17 protein-coding genes are annotated in these 16,264 nt (G+C 48.7%); 5 read left to right on the top strand and 12 right to left on the bottom strand.

The window, feature by feature from the left end:
• Window positions 1-7: 7 nt before the first annotated feature.
• Window positions 8-559, bottom strand: a complete 552-nt coding sequence (locus tag NJR55_RS03250) for a DUF2726 domain-containing protein (RefSeq protein ID WP_253617801.1) — start codon at window positions 557-559, stop codon at window positions 8-10.
• Between the two features lie 91 nt (window positions 560-650).
• The gene (folE2, locus tag NJR55_RS03245; protein ID WP_011233750.1) at window positions 651-1,577 is read right to left on the bottom strand and encodes a GTP cyclohydrolase FolE2; all 927 of its coding nucleotides are present in this window, start codon (window positions 1,575-1,577) and stop codon (window positions 651-653) included.
• Between the two features lie 199 nt (window positions 1,578-1,776).
• Between folE2 and NJR55_RS03240 the strand changes: the two genes are divergently transcribed.
• Window positions 1,777-2,127 (top strand): Hpt domain-containing protein, encoded by a 351-nt coding sequence (locus NJR55_RS03240; RefSeq protein WP_253617800.1) that lies wholly within the window; start codon window positions 1,777-1,779, stop codon window positions 2,125-2,127.
• On the opposite strand, the gene arcA is transcribed toward NJR55_RS03240, so the two are convergent.
• From arcA to NJR55_RS03200, 8 genes are all read right to left on the bottom strand, one after another.
• On the bottom strand, window positions 2,121-2,843 hold the full coding sequence (gene arcA / locus NJR55_RS03235; RefSeq protein ID WP_034818483.1) for a two-component system response regulator ArcA: 723 nt from the start codon (window positions 2,841-2,843) through the stop codon (window positions 2,121-2,123). The genes NJR55_RS03240 and arcA overlap by 7 nt on opposite strands.
• Before the next feature lie 100 nt (window positions 2,844-2,943).
• Complete coding sequence (locus NJR55_RS03230; RefSeq protein ID WP_253617799.1) at window positions 2,944-4,563, bottom strand: ATP-binding protein; 1,620 nt, start codon at window positions 4,561-4,563, stop codon at window positions 2,944-2,946.
• Window positions 4,564-4,658: 95 nt separating this feature from the next.
• Entirely contained in the window at window positions 4,659-5,663 is a 1,005-nt protein-coding gene (locus NJR55_RS03225; RefSeq protein ID WP_253617798.1) for a class I SAM-dependent methyltransferase, read from the bottom strand.
• Between the two features lie 16 nt (window positions 5,664-5,679).
• The gene (locus NJR55_RS03220) at window positions 5,680-7,386 is read right to left on the bottom strand and encodes a DUF342 domain-containing protein (protein ID WP_253617796.1); all 1,707 of its coding nucleotides are present in this window, start codon (window positions 7,384-7,386) and stop codon (window positions 5,680-5,682) included.
• Between the two features lie 78 nt (window positions 7,387-7,464).
• The gene (locus tag NJR55_RS03215; RefSeq protein ID WP_253617794.1) at window positions 7,465-7,821 is read right to left on the bottom strand and encodes an Hpt domain-containing protein; all 357 of its coding nucleotides are present in this window, start codon (window positions 7,819-7,821) and stop codon (window positions 7,465-7,467) included.
• Window positions 7,811-8,833, bottom strand: a complete 1,023-nt coding sequence (locus NJR55_RS03210) for a succinylglutamate desuccinylase/aspartoacylase family protein (RefSeq protein WP_253617792.1) — start codon at window positions 8,831-8,833, stop codon at window positions 7,811-7,813. Before NJR55_RS03210 ends, NJR55_RS03215 begins: the two co-directional genes overlap by 11 nt.
• Window position 8,834: 1 nt before the next feature.
• Window positions 8,835-9,740 (bottom strand): 30S ribosomal protein S6--L-glutamate ligase, encoded by a 906-nt coding sequence (gene rimK, locus NJR55_RS03205; protein WP_253617789.1) that lies wholly within the window; start codon window positions 9,738-9,740, stop codon window positions 8,835-8,837.
• Entirely contained in the window at window positions 9,737-10,159 is a 423-nt protein-coding gene (locus tag NJR55_RS03200) for an ATP-dependent zinc protease family protein (protein ID WP_253617787.1), read from the bottom strand. Before NJR55_RS03200 ends, rimK begins: the two co-directional genes overlap by 4 nt.
• A gap of 153 nt (window positions 10,160-10,312) precedes the next feature.
• Between NJR55_RS03200 and NJR55_RS03195 the strand changes: the two genes are divergently transcribed.
• A complete protein-coding gene (locus NJR55_RS03195) occupies window positions 10,313-11,047 on the top strand; it encodes an EAL domain-containing protein (protein WP_253617785.1) in 735 nt (244 codons plus the stop codon).
• A gap of 48 nt (window positions 11,048-11,095) precedes the next feature.
• Here the strand turns inward: NJR55_RS03195 and NJR55_RS03190 are convergent, their stop codons facing one another.
• Together NJR55_RS03190 and mutH are read right to left on the bottom strand one after the other, a co-directional pair.
• Entirely contained in the window at window positions 11,096-11,758 is a 663-nt protein-coding gene (locus NJR55_RS03190) for a DUF2982 domain-containing protein (protein ID WP_253617783.1), read from the bottom strand.
• A 145-nt stretch (window positions 11,759-11,903) separates the two neighbouring features.
• Entirely contained in the window at window positions 11,904-12,578 is a 675-nt protein-coding gene (gene mutH / locus NJR55_RS03185) for a DNA mismatch repair endonuclease MutH (protein WP_253617781.1), read from the bottom strand.
• 94 nt (window positions 12,579-12,672) lie between these two features.
• Between mutH and rppH the strand changes: the two genes are divergently transcribed.
• The 3 genes from rppH to NJR55_RS03170 are packed head-to-tail and all read left to right on the top strand — an operon-like array spanning window position 12,673 to window position 16,255.
• Complete coding sequence (gene rppH / locus NJR55_RS03180) at window positions 12,673-13,185, top strand: RNA pyrophosphohydrolase (RefSeq protein ID WP_011233763.1); 513 nt, start codon at window positions 12,673-12,675, stop codon at window positions 13,183-13,185.
• 5 nt (window positions 13,186-13,190) lie between these two features.
• Window positions 13,191-15,461 carry a phosphoenolpyruvate--protein phosphotransferase gene (ptsP, locus tag NJR55_RS03175; RefSeq protein ID WP_253618055.1) on the top strand — a complete coding sequence of 757 codons (2,271 nt, stop codon included), beginning with the start codon at window positions 13,191-13,193 and terminating at the stop codon, window positions 15,459-15,461.
• Window positions 15,462-15,463: 2 nt separating this feature from the next.
• Complete coding sequence (locus NJR55_RS03170; RefSeq protein ID WP_253617779.1) at window positions 15,464-16,255, top strand: sulfite exporter TauE/SafE family protein; 792 nt, start codon at window positions 15,464-15,466, stop codon at window positions 16,253-16,255.
• Window positions 16,256-16,264: the final 9 nt, after the last annotated feature.

Below are 16,264 nucleotides of genomic sequence, written 5' to 3'. Positions count from 1 at the left end.
GAGCAAGTTAAGCGGCAATCGGCTGGTTATTCTTATCTTTATTCGTTGGTACCGCGGCGCGTACATGTTCAGCCTGACGGATTTTACCGTGAATGTAGTCGTGCAGCTCAGCCACGCGATAGCCGGGTTTTGCTTTAAAGCGCAGGAACGGCAGTCCGGCTGCGGCTAAGGTGTTTTTCAGGAATAAGTTACGTTTCTGCTGGTTCATTGACGACTGACCTGGTTCCAGCTCGATAGCCGCTTTAACCTGCATGGTGTGAATATCACACAACACATAGTCAAGAATACGCTGGCTGGCTTTGTTGTGGGCATCTTTGCGTGCGGTTGAAGATAACCCTGAGCGCACGGTAACAATGTCGCTTAAACGAACTTTAGTGAATATGCGGAAGTTGTCGCCTACCGACTTTTCCAATAGCGTTAAAAACTGATCTTCCTGTGCAGTGCACAAGGAAACGTCTTTTAGCTTATAAGGGTAGGGCACATAGTTTTCAGACATTCGGCTGGCAATAATAGCCACCGCAATTAACACCACAACAAACAACAACAGGATAATTTCCATTTTTCACACCTCATCAGAAAATTGACGCTCTGTGAGGTGTGAAGCAAAAGCTGTGCCAGCTATGGCTGCTTATGGAATTTACTTAACCCGGTTATGCCGAGTAACCACCGGGAACGCCTTTGGTCGTGACACTCACTGCGTCGTGCGCGTGCAGTGACTCATAGTGGTTAACCCGCAACCAGAAATCACGGAAATTCGACATCTGGTTTAACTGGTGTTGCAAGCGACGCGATGCGTCTTCACAGAACATCAGGTTCTGGCCATTTAAGCGCGCAAACTCTTGCTCGTCTTCACGTTTAACGGCGGCTTGTACTGGTGTTTTAAGAGCCCCTTCAATGGCATCAATGAGTTCCACAATGGGAAAGTCATTAACACTGTCACTTAAGGCAACTTTAACCTCAGCAACTGAACGCTGGCTGTGCGGTGTTGCAACAATACCTTCGGTGGAACCTAGCCATTCATGCATGATGCTGGCATCCACCTGTTCCTGACCGGCAAACTTCTCACTAAAGGCGTCCTGAATTAACTGGCGCGCTAAAGCCGCAGAGCAAGGGCAAGTCGATGAATAAGGGACATCGACAGACAACTCCAGTTTTAACTGACCCGCATCGTAGCGGCCGGTTAAACTGACTGGGTAAGCTTTCCAGCCCTGCTTTTTGCTAATCAACGATTTGCGGCGCAGGTGATAGTCAAAATCAAACTTAATAAAGGCCTGATCACTGATGTCTTTATGACTTTCAATAAAGTCATTCAGCAGTTGCTTCAAAGTATCGTGACTGAGCTCGCCTTCGGTCGACATTTTGTCCAGCAACAAATACAAGCGAGACATGTGAATACCCTTGGTTTTCGGGTTTTTCAGATTGACAAAAGCTTCCACTTTAGCTGCTACCGGGCGTTCTGGTACGCCGGCTGCTGCCACCATCAAGGGAACTTCAATATTGCTCATGCCAACCCAATCGAGAGCTCCCTCTGTCTGGGCCTGGGTTTGGTTGGCTACGTCGGGCATAACTGTTGGCATTCGTTGTGAACTCCAAGTGTCGTGAATATTGTCCGGCCTGTTTGATCTTGATCAATGAGGCTCAGTCTAAAGGTGGGCATTATATCGCAGAATTTCACCAGGTGACACCGATTGCCCTAATCGATTCTGTCTGCACAGTGGTTGACTCAAAACAGGAATACGCCGAGGATAGGGTTTTGGATTGATGGAGCACACAAAGATGGCAGAAAAATCGGCGATAGATACCGAGCTATTACAACAATACGTCGATACCTTAGGTGTTGAAGGCGTGAATTCAACGCTGGCGACTTTTGACGGTATTATTCAAAGCTATGCGCAATTACTGCATCAGGCTGCTAAAAGTCGTAACGAAGACGAGCTGCGCAAACAGGCGCACAAAGTCAAAGGAGCTTGCGGTTCAGTCGGTTTAACTGCGTTATCTGAGCTAATGGAAAAAGTTGAGAAAGACGAGTGGGAGTGGCCGGTAGCTGAGCGTTTATTAATTGAATGGGCCGATGCGGTCATCCCGCACCGACGCCAAATTGATGCCTGGTTAGCTGAGCATCACTGAGCTTGCTGATCAACCTCGCCGATAAAGCGATAGCCTTCACCATGGATGGTGGTTATTAAGTTCGGCGTTTCCGGGTGAGACTCGAAATGCCGACGAATGCGGCGAATGGCAACGTCAACGGTACGGTCATTCGGACGCAGTTCGCGATCGAGCATGCGTTTAACCAGAGTTTCACGATCAAGTATGCGACCCGGGTTAGATAAAAATAACTCCAACGCACGATACTCACTTTTCGGCAAACGAAACATTTGGTTTTCCGGTGAGTACAGGCAGCGGCTGTCACTGTTCAGGCGCCAGCCATGGAACTGGAATTCAACGCTGTTATTTTCAACCGGGCTGCCTGAGCGCGATGCTTCAATGCGGCGGCACAGGTTGCGTACACGAATTGTTAGCTCTTTTGGGTTATAAGGTTTGATGAGATAGTCATCTGCCCCTAATTCCAGTGCCAACAGGCGGTCATCTTCGCTGTCACGACCGGTTAAGAAAATTAACCCAATGTTGTCGCTTTCACGTAATGATTCCGCAAGTTCCAGACCATTTTTACCTGGCAAATTGACGTCCATAATTACGACGTCAACACGTTCCTGACGCATGATGTTTTCCATTTGCAGGCCATCAGCAGCATCAAAAACTTCGTAGCCTTCTTGTTGGAATAGACGTGTGAGGGTCTGGCGCGTAACAACTTCGTCTTCAACAATCAGTATTCTGGCATTCATAAGCGTTGATTTTCCCGGAAAGTTCGTCGCTGTGCGTACGGTGTTGAACTTATATTTATAAAAGTTATGACGTTACATTATGACTTTTGTTTGAGATTTTTCAAGCATTGCTGACCAAAGTGACAGGAAAACGGACAATAAACTCCACGCCGTTCTTTTCTTCACTGAAAAAGTGAATGTTCCCGCCCAGTACCTGAGTCACCAGATTATACACCAAATGCAGGCCCAGCCCACTGCCGCCGGAACCTCGTTTGGTGGTCACAAAGGGGTCAAATATTTTGCGATTAATATCACTGGGAACACCTTTACCATTGTCGGTATAAACCATTTCCAGCTTGTCATCACCTACCATAGTAAAACTAATGTCCACTCGTCCGCTGCTATACCCCTCAAAAGCATGGATCATAGAATTGACAATAAGGTTAATCAGCACCTGATTTAAAGGCCCGGCTTTAGCGCGTACCGTCAGCCCCTCAGGGCATGAAATGCGGATAGGGAACTTCTCCGGGTCCAGACGTCGGGGCTTAACCGAAATAAGAACATCATTCATGAACGACGGAATATGAATATCCCGGTCAATTTCGGATGACTGATCAACCGCCACCTGCTTGAAGCTGGTCACCAGGTCCGCCGCGCGTCCCAAATTACGGTAAATAATTTGCAGGTTTTCATCGCAATCACTTAAAAAGCGTTCGAACTCTGAGGTTGAAATTCGTTTCTCGTCGAACTTCTCCTGCATTATCGTTAGCTTGTCTTGCAATAGGGTGGAAGCGGTAACTGACAGACCTATCGGTGTATTAACCTCGTGAGCAATACCGGCCACCATGTCACCCAGTGACGCCATTTTTTCCGACTCAACCAGTTGCCCCTGATACTGGTGCAATTGTTCCAGTGTTTTAAGCAGCTCGCTGTTGGATTCCTTTAGTGCCTGAGTGCGCTGGGTAACCTGGCGCTCCAGCTCGGTATTTAATTGACTGGCTTCTTCTTCGGCTCTGCGCTGGCGGCTAATGTGTTGCTGCACGCGATCGAGCATGGTGTTAAATGCGTGCGCCATCATATCAAATTCAACCAGCTTTGACGGTGCCAGGCGCAATGAATAATTTTTGTCCCGGGCAACCTGAGAAATCACATCAACGACGCTGTCCAATGGTGTAACAATGGTCTTTCGCAAGCGCAGGGTTATTAACCAGCAAAGTAACAGTGTCAGTACAAAAACCACGCTGGCAATGGCAATTGAGCGCCACATGAATAAGCGGGCCTGTTCCAGTGAACCACGCAAATACACGTAGCCAATAACTTCATCGTCCAGTACTACGGGTTGAGAAACTTCAATGTAGTTGTCGTTAGTTTGCGGTGTTGTCAGTTTATCCAGTTTAGCGAACCGCGCCGGAATAGGGGGCAGACCCTTTTTATTATAACTTGAGAAAAAGGTCAGTTCGTTACTGGTTTCATCCATTTTGTAGACATGAACATGCTGAATAAACGAGGTGTTCTCTAACGAACTCAGCCGCTGTTTTTCGTTAGCGTTGTCATTAAAAACTAAGCTGCTGGCAGCGTTGCCGGCCACAATGCGGGAATAAGACAAAGCCTGGTCACGCAATGACTCCTGATACTGTGCGACCTGACTCACAATATTAACCGTAAAACCGACGAGAAGCGCGAAGCTGGTGACCAACAACACGATATAAATCAGTATGCGCTTCAGTGAAATGGTATGCATTCAGTCTACGGCTCAGTCTCTGAAAAATTGTATGTTTACTAATGTTAGCAAAGCGTTAACAAAAAAGGCATCAGTTAAACAAAAAAACGGCTTATTTATCGACAAGTTGCATGGTAAACGCGATAACGGCCATCATCGGCTATAACACTGCAGTTACCAAATACCGATTCAATTGCTTCTGGCCAGGGCAGAAAACGGTTCGCAACGACTCTAAAAACACCTTTTTTATTAAGGTGTTGCCGGGCATTGCTAATAAATTTACGAGCAATTTCATAGTCGGTTTTCTGTCCAGTATGAAACGGAGGGTTACTGACAATGAAATCAAACTGTCCGGCATTGTCCGGTATGCCATCGGCTAAACGCAACTCGGTTGTTACTGGTTCATTGGCCAGTGTTATCTCACTGGCGGCAATGGCAATAGGACTCACATCACAGGCCATAAGTTCAGTGGCCTGTGGTACGAGTTGCTTGGCAATAACTCCCGCACCGCAGGCAAAATCCATGCCCCGGCCTTTGGGTAAATCCTTAATATGCTGCAGTAACAGTAAGGTCGCCGGGTCAATATGCTCACGGCTGAATACGCCCGGCAAAGTAACAAAGGATTCCCGTTGCTGGTTTAACTCGAAAGTAATGGTTTTAGCGTAACTGTCTATTGAGGCGCTTTGATGATCATGCTCATTGCGTTCACTGGCAAAAAGCAGGCAATGGTTTGCCGAAGCAAGTTTCTGCGGCGGCCTTAACCAGGCAGGTAAGTGTCTCATTAAAGGTTGAATACCAGAGCGTTTTTCGCCGGCAAACCATACCGGAGTGCCGGCCGGCAATGAAGCTAACTGTTCCAGTAAATACTGATTCAGCTCTTTTTCCTTCGCTACCAGAAATAAAACACCGTCGTAGCTATTAAGGTTCGGGGGCTGAATTTGGCAAAAAACCGGACGCCCGGCAGCTTCCCAATAGGCCGCGTGACCTGCATGAAAGCTCCAGGCCGAGGCATTAGTTAAGGCAGCTAACTCGCCACCACCCGGATGTATAACCAATAATGAGCCATTAGCCCAGGGTTGCTCGGACTGGCGTCCAAGCATAGATAAAATTGCAGCTGACATAGTGATACTTAACGGCTTAGAGCAAGCTATCTACTCGTAGTTGTTTGTCCTGAAGTAAGAACATTGTACCATTTCGATGTTCTTTTATGCGCAGACTTTTCTCTTTAAAAATAAACAAAATACCAGGGAAGACTTCTTTGCTGACCATAGTGCGCAAAACCGGGTGGTTTTCGAAAGCTTCCAGTATTGAATCTATGCTGGTTCGGGTATTAACAATGCGAGCCTTAAGTTTGCGTAACTCAATTTTTAGTTTTTTCTGGTATTCCAGCTTTTTCACACCATCTTCCAGCTTGTCGCAACGGTTTAACCCTTGTTGTACCACTTTTACCCGGGCCAGAGTTTTTGCCAGCAGAGCACGCATACTGTTTAAGTGCTCAAGCGACTGAGGGTCAGCGGGCGGTAGCGACCAGTAAATACGGGTTTTAGTACCCGCCGGAGCGCCCAATTGGCCACAATAGACATGATCACAGGTTTCAATAGTGCCACCAATTAGCTTGCCGCGGGCATTACGGCCTTCACCACCAATGGCCAGTGGCCCTTTCGTTATGACATGGCAATGGGTTAACTGTTTGTCCGTATTCACACCGGTTTGAGCTTCAAAGTAGGAATACTGGGCATAAGCACACCAGATGGAACCACCTGCAACTAGTTTGGTGGACACGTCCGGTATCCATTCATCGGCATCCTCGTCGTGCTCGGTATTCTCGCCTGAGTGAATTAGGTGGCCAATACAGCCTTTACGCACAGTGATATTGCCATCGGCGTGCAGCTCGGCAGAATCGACATAGCCTCCAACCGTAATGTCGCCTGTACAAGTGACCTTCATTCCTTCACTGACATTGCCGGTGACTATCACGCTGCCCTTAAACTTAACGTGACCAGTTGATACATCGACGTTGTTTAACTGCATAACGTCATCAACCTGCACGCTGTTTTCGTTAAAACTGGGCATGCCGGTCCGGTCAGAAACAATTAAATTGGCATCAGTATCGCTGACGCGTGTCCCTTCTCCGGGTTTAAAGTCGCGGTCCTCACCGTCGCGGGCTTCCAGTTCCTGTCCAAAAACGGTGAAACCAACACGACCTTTGCTGGGAGGTATTTTCTGCAATAGCGGATGGCCAGGATCAACCGTGACTTCAGCGCCTAAATCGCGCATGTCTGCGGTACCGTCTTCACGCAACTGAGGGCGTAATACGCGTTTTCGGGCATCGTCTGTCAGGGGTTTAAATTTGGCATTGCTGCCATTGATAGGGTATTTGCCCTTTGCTACTGTAACCGACAGTTCTGCGCCCGGTGGAGCTTCTTTAGTATGTTCAACCAAGGCGTCAATAGCCTTGCGCTGAATACCTGAGGTAATTTTCTTTTCCCTTAGCTTGGCAATGATGACTTCCTGCGTCAGAGGGCTACCGCCATAACCGACAATACCGCTGGCAGTGACTTTCATATTATCTTCGCTTACTTGCAAACTTAAATCCGCATCAAAAATCTCGGCAATAGCGACTTGAAAGGGAATGCTGCTGTTAGAGTCTTTACTGTAATGCTGGGCGTACTTTGTTGCGGTTTGTAGCAGCATTTGTGGATCAAGTAATTTTGCAGCCGAAAACTTAGAAGCTTGCCACGCTTGCTGTAGTTTATCTGCTTTGACCTCTGAGGGAGGGGTGCCGGCATCAATGCTGATGTACACATCTCTTTCAGAAACCCGGAAACTGACCGGACTGGACATAGGGCGCCTGTACTCTAACTGTTGTTATAATTTTTATCGGGCTATTTTAACGAATGTTTACCCTTTTTTGTATTAATTTTAATCGTCCGGGACAACTTCATTACAGTAGCTTGCTATTTTTTTGTTCACTGCGGCTAATTTAGTGTTAACTTGTGTAAGTGCTGCAAGGCGTTGTTCATAAGTCTTCTGTTGCCAGTTTTTGAAAAGTTGTGCAGCCAAAAGGCTCAGCTCAGTGGCGCCAATAGTAGCACTTAAACTTTTTAACGTATGTAACTGTAAGCGGGCTGCTTCAACATCTTCTAACAAGTCATCTTTATTCAGCAAAGGACTGAACTGCTCCAAATAACAGTTCAGTACCTCTCGGTAAAGGTTGTGCTGATTATCACAGTGGCGCAGACCGCGGTTAAAATCAATCGGTGCTGAATTACTGCTCATAAGGTTTGTTCTCGTAAACCTCGGTAAAAGAATCAACGCTTTCGGTAGCGTCCGACATGACGTCCTTATCAAACTGTGCAACATTGAATAAGGCTTCGCCTTCGTTGGCCACCGGAATATTACTGCAGCCTATAATAATGCCGCGTACCGGAGATTCAACCGCATCGCCTTCGCCACCATGTGGGTTAACACTTAAGGCTAATACTTGTTGCTTCTGAATAGTTTGTCCCAGCTCAACTTTGGGAATAATAAGGCCGTCGCGTTCTGCGCGAACCCAGGTAGAACGGCGGGCAATAACCGGTGTAATACGGCGACCACGACGGCGGCCTTTCATCATTTTTAAATGCTTCATGACATTCTGTACGCCAATAACACCGGCACTTATCGAAGCCTCGTCAAAGCGCAGTCCTTCACCCGCCTCATACAAAATTAAGGGAATGCCTAATTCATTGGCTAAGGCCCGTAAGGAACCGTCGCGCTCTTTAGAATGCAGAATAACCGGCGTACTGAAAACTTTCGCCATGGCCAGTGCTTTTTCGTTTTCAACATCGACCCGAATTTGCGGCAGGTTACTGCGATGAATAGCACCCGTGTGCAAGTCCACAATATGGGTCGATTTTTTGACCAGCTCTTCACTGAACAAATAAGCCATACGACTTCCCAGAGCACCGCGTTCCGAGCCGGGAAAGCAACGGTTTAAATCACGCCGGTCGGGCAAATAGCGAGACTGCTGAATAAAACCAAATAAGTTAACAATAGGCACAACCACTAGGGTGCCGCTGAGCGTGCGGGCATCGGTGATATTAATTAAGCGACGGCAAACTTCAATGCCGTTGAGCTCATCACCATGAATAGCCGCACAAACCAGCAATACCGGGCCGGGCTTGGTGCCATGAAACACATCTATACGTAAGTCCAGCGGTGCGTCGTTATACAAACGCAAAGCGGGCAGAGTAATATGCTGATGCGACCCCGGTTCTACCCATTGCCCGGCCAGTTCAAAACCGTTCATTTTATCCTTGCCCTTTGGTACGGGTTTTATGCGCTTTGGCGTTTTTCTCAAGGAAGGCGATTATTTGTGACGCCACGTCTTTTTCAGTTGCCTGCTCAATACCCTCCAGCCCCGGCGAGGAGTTAACCTCCATAACTAATGGGCCATGGTTAGAGCGTAAGATATCCACACCCGCTACATTAAGCCCCATGGTTTTAGCGGCTTTAACCGCCGTGGCTCGCTCGGCCGGAGTCAGCTTAACTAACGATGCGCTGCCACCACGATGAAGGTTGGAACGGAATTCTCCGGCCTTAGCCTGGCGCTTCATCGCCGCAATGACTTTATCACCAATAACCAAACAGCGAATGTCCGCACCACCGGCTTCTTTAATGTATTCCTGAACCATAAAGTTGGAGTGCAGACCCATAAAGGCTTCAATAACACTTTCAGCGGCCTGACGGGTTTCGGCTAATACCACACCAATGCCCTGAGTACCTTCCAGCAATTTAATAACCAACGGTGCGCCGCCAACCATGTCAATCAGGTCAGGAATGTCCTGCGGCTGACTGGCAAAACCGGTGGTAGGCAGGCCTATACCTTTTCGCGAAAGCAATTGCAGCGAGCGCAACTTGTCGCGGCTACGTGAAATAGCGACTGACTCATTGAGCGGGTAGCTGCCTATCATTTCGAACTGGCGTAAAACAGCCGTACCGTAAAAGGTGATCGACGCACCAATACGCGGAATAACGCAGTCGTAGTGTGGCAGTTCCTTGCCGTGCTTATGAATGGACGACTCGCGGGCATTAATGTTCATGTAACATCTTAGCGGATTCAGTACGTCAACTTCGTGCCCACGTTCTTCAGCGGCTTCCACTAAGCGGCGAGTTGAATAAAGTGAGGCGTTACGCGATAAAATCGCAATTCTCATTGCTCTTCTCCTAATAAGTGAGAGGCTTGTGGATCTACGATAAAGTTTCCGCGCATGGCTTGTCGACCCAATAACATACGGAACTTCATGGTGTCTCTGTTAGTTAATGTCAGTTCGACCGGCTGGTCAAACTTACCCAGTTGTAACCGGGTTCGGATCACATAACGGATTTCGGTATGACCGCCGGAATCGGTCACCTCACGTTTATCAAATATTGGCGCTTCGCAAACTTGTTCGCGCAAAGATTCTTGTTCCGGGTGCATAAAAATACGCAGCCATTCCTGCCCGTCGCGTTCAAAAGGTTCAAGTTTGAACGCGTGCAGACATGAAGTTTTCGCGCCAGTATCGACTTTCATATGAATGAGATTAATATTGAGTTCAGGAAGTGCTCCCCACTCTTGCCAGCCAATTGTTGTCATTGTGCTACCTTGTTGTAAATCTTGAATGCTTAATACAGTATTTTTGGTAAAACGCAATTTTTATTGATCAACACTGTTCATTTTTACGTTTGTTTTGAAAACTGCTAGGTTTAATAAGATACTTAGTAATTAGACTCAACTTAAGGATAGCCTATGTCTGTTTGCCCATCTTGTGATTGTCGAAAACCTTTGGGGTTTGGCATTAAAATGGCCTTTCAGCCCATTGTCGACATTTCAAAGAAAAGCGTATTCGCACACGAAGCTCTGGTTCGTGGAGAAAACGGCGAGGGCGCTGGGCGAATATTGGGGCAAGTGACTGAAGACAACAAGTACACTTTTGATCAAACTTGTCGGGTTAAGGCAATAGAAACCGCTTCTCGTATTCAATTACCGGGCAGTTTGAGCATTAACTTTATGCCTAACGCCATATATGAACCGGAAACTTGTCTGGCAACCACTCTATCGACAGCCCGCAAAACCGGATTCGACCGGAATAAAATTATTTTTGAGGTGACTGAGCAGGAACAGGTTGTGAGTCAGGAGTTTCTGGTGGAAGTGTTTGAAGCTTATCGTAAAGAGGGTTTCAGAACCGCCATCGATGACTTTGGTGCCGGATACGCCGGGTTGAATTTACTGGCTGACTTTCAGCCGGATATTCTGAAAATTGATATGAAGCTTATTCGTGATATTAACCAGAATAAGGTGAAGCAAACTCTGGTTCGGTCCATTCAGCAAATTGGCGAAGAGCTGGGGATTCAGCTTGTAGCCGAGGGCATTGAAACCGAAGACGAATACAAATACCTGCGCGACAGTGGCATTACCCTAATGCAAGGCTACTTCTTCCAGAAACCCATGCTGGAAGCCTTTCAGGACATTAATTTTCCGTAGCCTGACATTTATGTCAGGTGAGGTATCGTTCCTGACGTAAACGTCAGGCTACGTACGCGATGTCTGCAACTTCTGCAAATGGGCTTTAAAATCGTAAATGTCGCGGTCCAGCGCATTGGAACTTACGTAAAGGTCGTAGCCAAGTAATTCCCGCATTTGTTCCATGCGCTTACCAAACACACCAATTAGCCCCTTATAAACAGTACCATTGGGGCTAATGTAACTGTCCGGAATATCAAAATAAGGTGTATAATCCTCGCGCTCGGGTGCCTGATGCCTCAACGCCATGGTCAGCAACTGGCGTTGTTCAAACAGCAGGGCAGAGGCTAAACGCGGCGAAATGTCATCCAGCACTTCTTCAACCTGATACAGTCGGAACCCCAAAAAGGGGGCATCTTCAAGCTCCAGCACCCGATTCACGCGGGGAACGTCGTAGCGGATAATATTCTCCCAGCGAATCTGCCATTGTCCACGGCGGTGCAAATAACGAATGCCTTCTTCGGTGATCACCAGCGACACCGGAGGCTCTATCACTTTACCAACGCCTAACAGCAAAAATATGCCGGACGTTGCGCCAAGCACCACAGTAACACCAACCGGAATGTCGTCCCGCACCAGGTGAAGGAAAACCAGTAGTGCAAACAACAATACCGCCAACCCACAAAAGGTTAACGCGTTGCGCTTAGCTTGAGGACTGACATTAAATTGCATAGTTTCTCCTACGTACTGGATAACCCGCCGACATTGCCCGTAATACTGATTCTGTGCTCCGTAGCCTGACGTTTACGTCAGGAGCGATACCTTACCTGACATAAATGTCAGGCTACATTATGGGTTGAGCAGGCAACACCACGTATTACATAAACATTCGCTGCAATATCTGCCGGGTGAAGTCCTTCTTAAGATAAAAGCCCCGTGGGCGCACTTCAATTATAGTACCGTCCGGACCAATGGCCTCGGTCAGCGCCGAGCCATCTGCGGCTTTAGGCCGAATTTGCATAGCTTCACCCTGGCGCGCGGTAATACTCTCAACCTGGCCCAAAGCAATGCGATCCATGTGTTCTTCCCAGTCGCTGCGCAGCAAGGCTTCCTCCTGCTCGCTGGGGATCCACAAAAACGCACTGCCAACCACTCGTTCCGCCAAAGGCACTTCACGGCGGCCATCAATAGGCAGCCACAACACCTGTTGTAATTTATTTCGTACGTTACAAGTCGCCCATTGGACTCCCTGAATATTCACTAAAGGAGCGGTACAAACAAAAGTGGTTTCCAGCGGTTCACCTTCAGGCGTTACCGGAAGAGTTTTCAGCTCAACACCTAGCTCGGGGAAGTCCTGCGTCGGCTTAGAGCCCGCAGTGGCACCCAGTTGCAGCTCCAGTAGTTGCCCTACCCAGCCTTTATCGCGGCGCAAATCTTTGGGTACCTGTAATCCGGTTTCAGCGGCCAGGTCAGCAAATGTACGGCCGGCTAAAGCCGCCGCGCGTTGAAACAATTCATCAATGGACTGAGGGCGTTGTGGCTTGTCGGTCATGACTTAAATCTTCGTAAATAGTGAATCAGCATTTGCCCGCAACCGGGCTTTATGGAAGAATCCACTGTAACAGAGAATAATTGAGGATGCTCGCGTGATAGATGCAGAAGGGTTCCGGGCAAACGTAGGAATCGTCATCTGTAACGGGCATGGGCAGGTATTTTGGGCTCGTCGAATTAACCAGCAAAGCTGGCAATTTCCGCAAGGAGGAATTCACGAAGGCGAGACCCCTGAGCAGGCAATGTACCGCGAACTCTACGAAGAGGTCGGGTTAAAGCCAGAGCAGGTTGAAATTCTGTACACCAGCCGTCAGTGGTTGCGTTATCGCTTGCCAAAGCGCTTAATTCGACGTGAACAGCGGCCCATGTGTGTTGGACAAAAGCAAAAGTGGTTTTTGTTACGGCTAAAATGTCGTGAAGAAGACGTAGATGTTTTACATTCAGGCCACCCTGAATTTGATGGCTGGCGCTGGGTCAGTTATTGGTACCCGGTGCGGCAGGTCGTATCCTTCAAGCGCGATGTTTACCGTCGGGTGATGAAAGAGTTTGCCACGCAGGCGATGCCATTTCGAGCTTCGGGAGGGCGTCAGCACAGGCGCAAACGTTAAATATGATGTTGGTTACATTGCAAAGGATAGTCCAGGGCGTCAATAAAGCGCCTGATTTCAACATGGCTTTAAGTACCATGGTGGGTCAGGTGCGCGAAGCCTTAGAAACCGACAGTTGCAGTGTGTTTTTAGCCGACAACGATCAGCGTCAGTTTGTTATGGCGGCCAGCGATGGCCTGCGCGCCGAAGACGGAAAACCCGTTCGGGTCGACTTCGGCGAAGGCATTATCAGTTTAGCGGCACAACGAGAAGAGCCTTTAAACATTGCCGATGCCAGTATGCATCCCGCCAACAAAAAGCTCAGCGACACCAACGAGAATATTTATAAGGGCTTATTAGCCGCTCCTATTATCCATCGGCGTAAAGTGTTGGGTATTGTGGTGGTGCATCAAAGTGTTGCGCGGCACTTTAGCCGCGAAGAAGAAGCCTTTATTGTTACCCTGGCGGCGCAGTTGGCGGCGGTTATTGCACATGCCGATGCCAAAGGCTTGCTGGTCAGTGAGCACTCACCCTGGATACACAGTTTAAGAGGTCTGCCCGGTTCTCCCGGTGTGGCGGTGGGTGAGGCTTATGTGTCGCGACCAGAAGCGCGCCTGGATGAAGTCACTCCACGACGTTCCGACAAACCCATCCATGAAATTCGCAAGTTCCGACAGGCGGTTGCACGTACCCGGGCCGACTTAAAAGAACTGTCCAGGCGTATGGCGGGGCAGGTGCCGGACGATACGCTGGCAATTTTCGATGTGTACCAGGGGATGCTGGACGCGGCGAGTATGGGCGACGCCGTTGAAAATATGATTAAGGAAGGCTGGCGCGCGCAAACGGCATTAAAATATGTGGTTGAACAGTTCGTTGCTCAGTTTGAAGCACTGGAAGACTCATACCTGCAAGAACGAGCCACCGATGTCCGCGACATAGGCCAGCGGGTTCTGTTGCACTTGCAAAACCGTCAGCGTAAACGCAAGCCTTTGCCGGACAGCTTCATTCTTATAGCGGACGAAGTCACGGCTTCCATGTTGGCCGAACTGCCGCGGGAACGCATTGCCGGTATTATTTCGTTAAACGGCTCCAGCAACTCGCATGCGGCCATTATGGCGCGCAGCATGAACATTCCGGCGGTGCTGGGTGTCGACGACATCGAGCTGCATTTCTTCTCCGACCGGTTGCTGGCGGTGGATGGTTACACCGGCGAAATTTATGTGGACCCGCCAGCGCAAGTATTAGCTCAGTTCCATCAGTTAGCCGAAGAAGAACAAGAACTGCGTGACATTGTTACTGAGCACAGCCATTTGCCGGCAGAAACGCAGGATGGTCAGCGCATCAGTCTGCACCTGAACCTCGGGCTGGATGTTACTCACGACTACCTAAAAACGCTGAACATCGATGGCGTGGGTCTGTATCGCTCAGAAATACCTTTCATGATGCGCGACCAATTGCCCACAGAAGACGAACAAACCGAAATGTATCAGGAAGTGCTGGAGCAGTTTCCTGATCAGCCAGTGGTTATGCGTACGCTGGATGTTGGCGGCGACAAGCCCCTACCTTACTTTCCTTTAAAAGAAGACAACCCCTTTCTGGGCTGGCGAGGCATTCGGTTAACGCTGGACCATCCGGAAATTTTTCTGATTCAAATTCGCGCTATGTTGCGAGCCAGTATTGGTAAAAGCAATTTACGTATTTTGCTACCCATGATAACCAGCACCAGCGAAGTGGATGAAGCGTCGCGACTGATTAAGCAAGCATATTTTGAGGTAGCCGAAGAGCAGGGCTGTGAAGTGGGCGTTAACCTGTTTCAGCCGCAGTTGGGCGTGATGATAGAAGTGCCTGCGGCCATTTATCAGTTACCCGCTATGGCCAGCAAGGTCGACTTTTTCTCAGTCGGCAGTAATGACCTCACACAGTACTTGCTGGCCGTTGACCGCAACAACCGTCGCGTCGCCAGCCTTTATGATGCATACCACCCGGCAGTATTAGCCAGCCTGGATGAAATAGCCCGGCGCTGCGAAGAAATTGGTAAGCCCGTTAGTGTCTGTGGCGAGTTAGCCGGTGACCCGGGCGGTGCTCTATTATTGGTTGCCATGGGGTATCGACAGCTCAGCATGAACAGTTACAACGTCGACCGGGTACGCTGGATACTGCGTAATGTGCGCTCCAGTACGCTTAACGTAATGCTGGCGAAAGCCTTGCAGGCACGTAACCCCGATCAAATTCGCAAAATGATTGCCGAGAAGATGGAAAGCATCGGACTCGGTGGTTTTGTCAGAGCAGGGAAATAAGCATGTTACTCACCACCTGGATTTGGTGTATTGGCGGCGGAGCAGTGGCGGGTTTATTAGCCGGCTTACTGGGTATTGGCGGTGGTCTGGTTATTGTGCCGCTGCTCATTTATTTATTGCCTATTATTGGCGTATCGCCGGAATTGGTTGTCCCCAGCGCTATCGCCACCAGTCTGGCAACCATTTGCATGACCACAGCCAGTGCATCACGTGCGCATGCTAAACATGGTTTGATGGAAAAGTTTTGGCTAATTCGGGTATTGCCGGGGTTATCGGTTGGCGCAATGACAGGCGCTTTTCTGGTCACTGTTGTTGATCCAGACTGGTTAAAAATCATTTTCTCAATTGTGTTAATAGCCCTGGCTGCCCGCATGGTACTTCCGCAGAAAACTGGCGAACCATTAACGTCAGTTTCTAAACGGTTAGTGGCGCTGGGCAGTTATATTATCGGAACTATATCGGGCCTGGTTGGTATTGGCGGTGGCGCGCTGACCGTGCCATTTTTAAGTCGCATGCGCTTGCCGGTGCGCCAGGCTATCGCTATTTCCTCGCTCGGCAGCTTTGTTATTGGTTGTAGCTCGGTGGTGATGTTTATTTTAAATGGCTGGTTGTCGGGTCGGGAAACTGGTGCTTTAGGTTTAATTAATGTGCCTGCCTGGTTAGGGATTTCCGTTGCATCGGTGCTATTCGCCCCTCTGGGTGCTAAACTTGCGCACAAATTACCAGTCAAACAGTTACAGCGCGTTTTTGCGGCGTTTTTAATTCTGGTCGCCATACAACTTATTTTTAATTAACCATAAAGC

Source organism: Idiomarina rhizosphaerae (assembly GCF_024159085.1).
Taxonomy (GTDB): Bacteria; Pseudomonadota; Gammaproteobacteria; order Enterobacterales; family Alteromonadaceae; genus Idiomarina; species Idiomarina rhizosphaerae.
The sequence above is the reverse complement of the archived record's forward strand: the minus strand, read 5'-3'. Positions and strand labels throughout refer to the sequence as shown.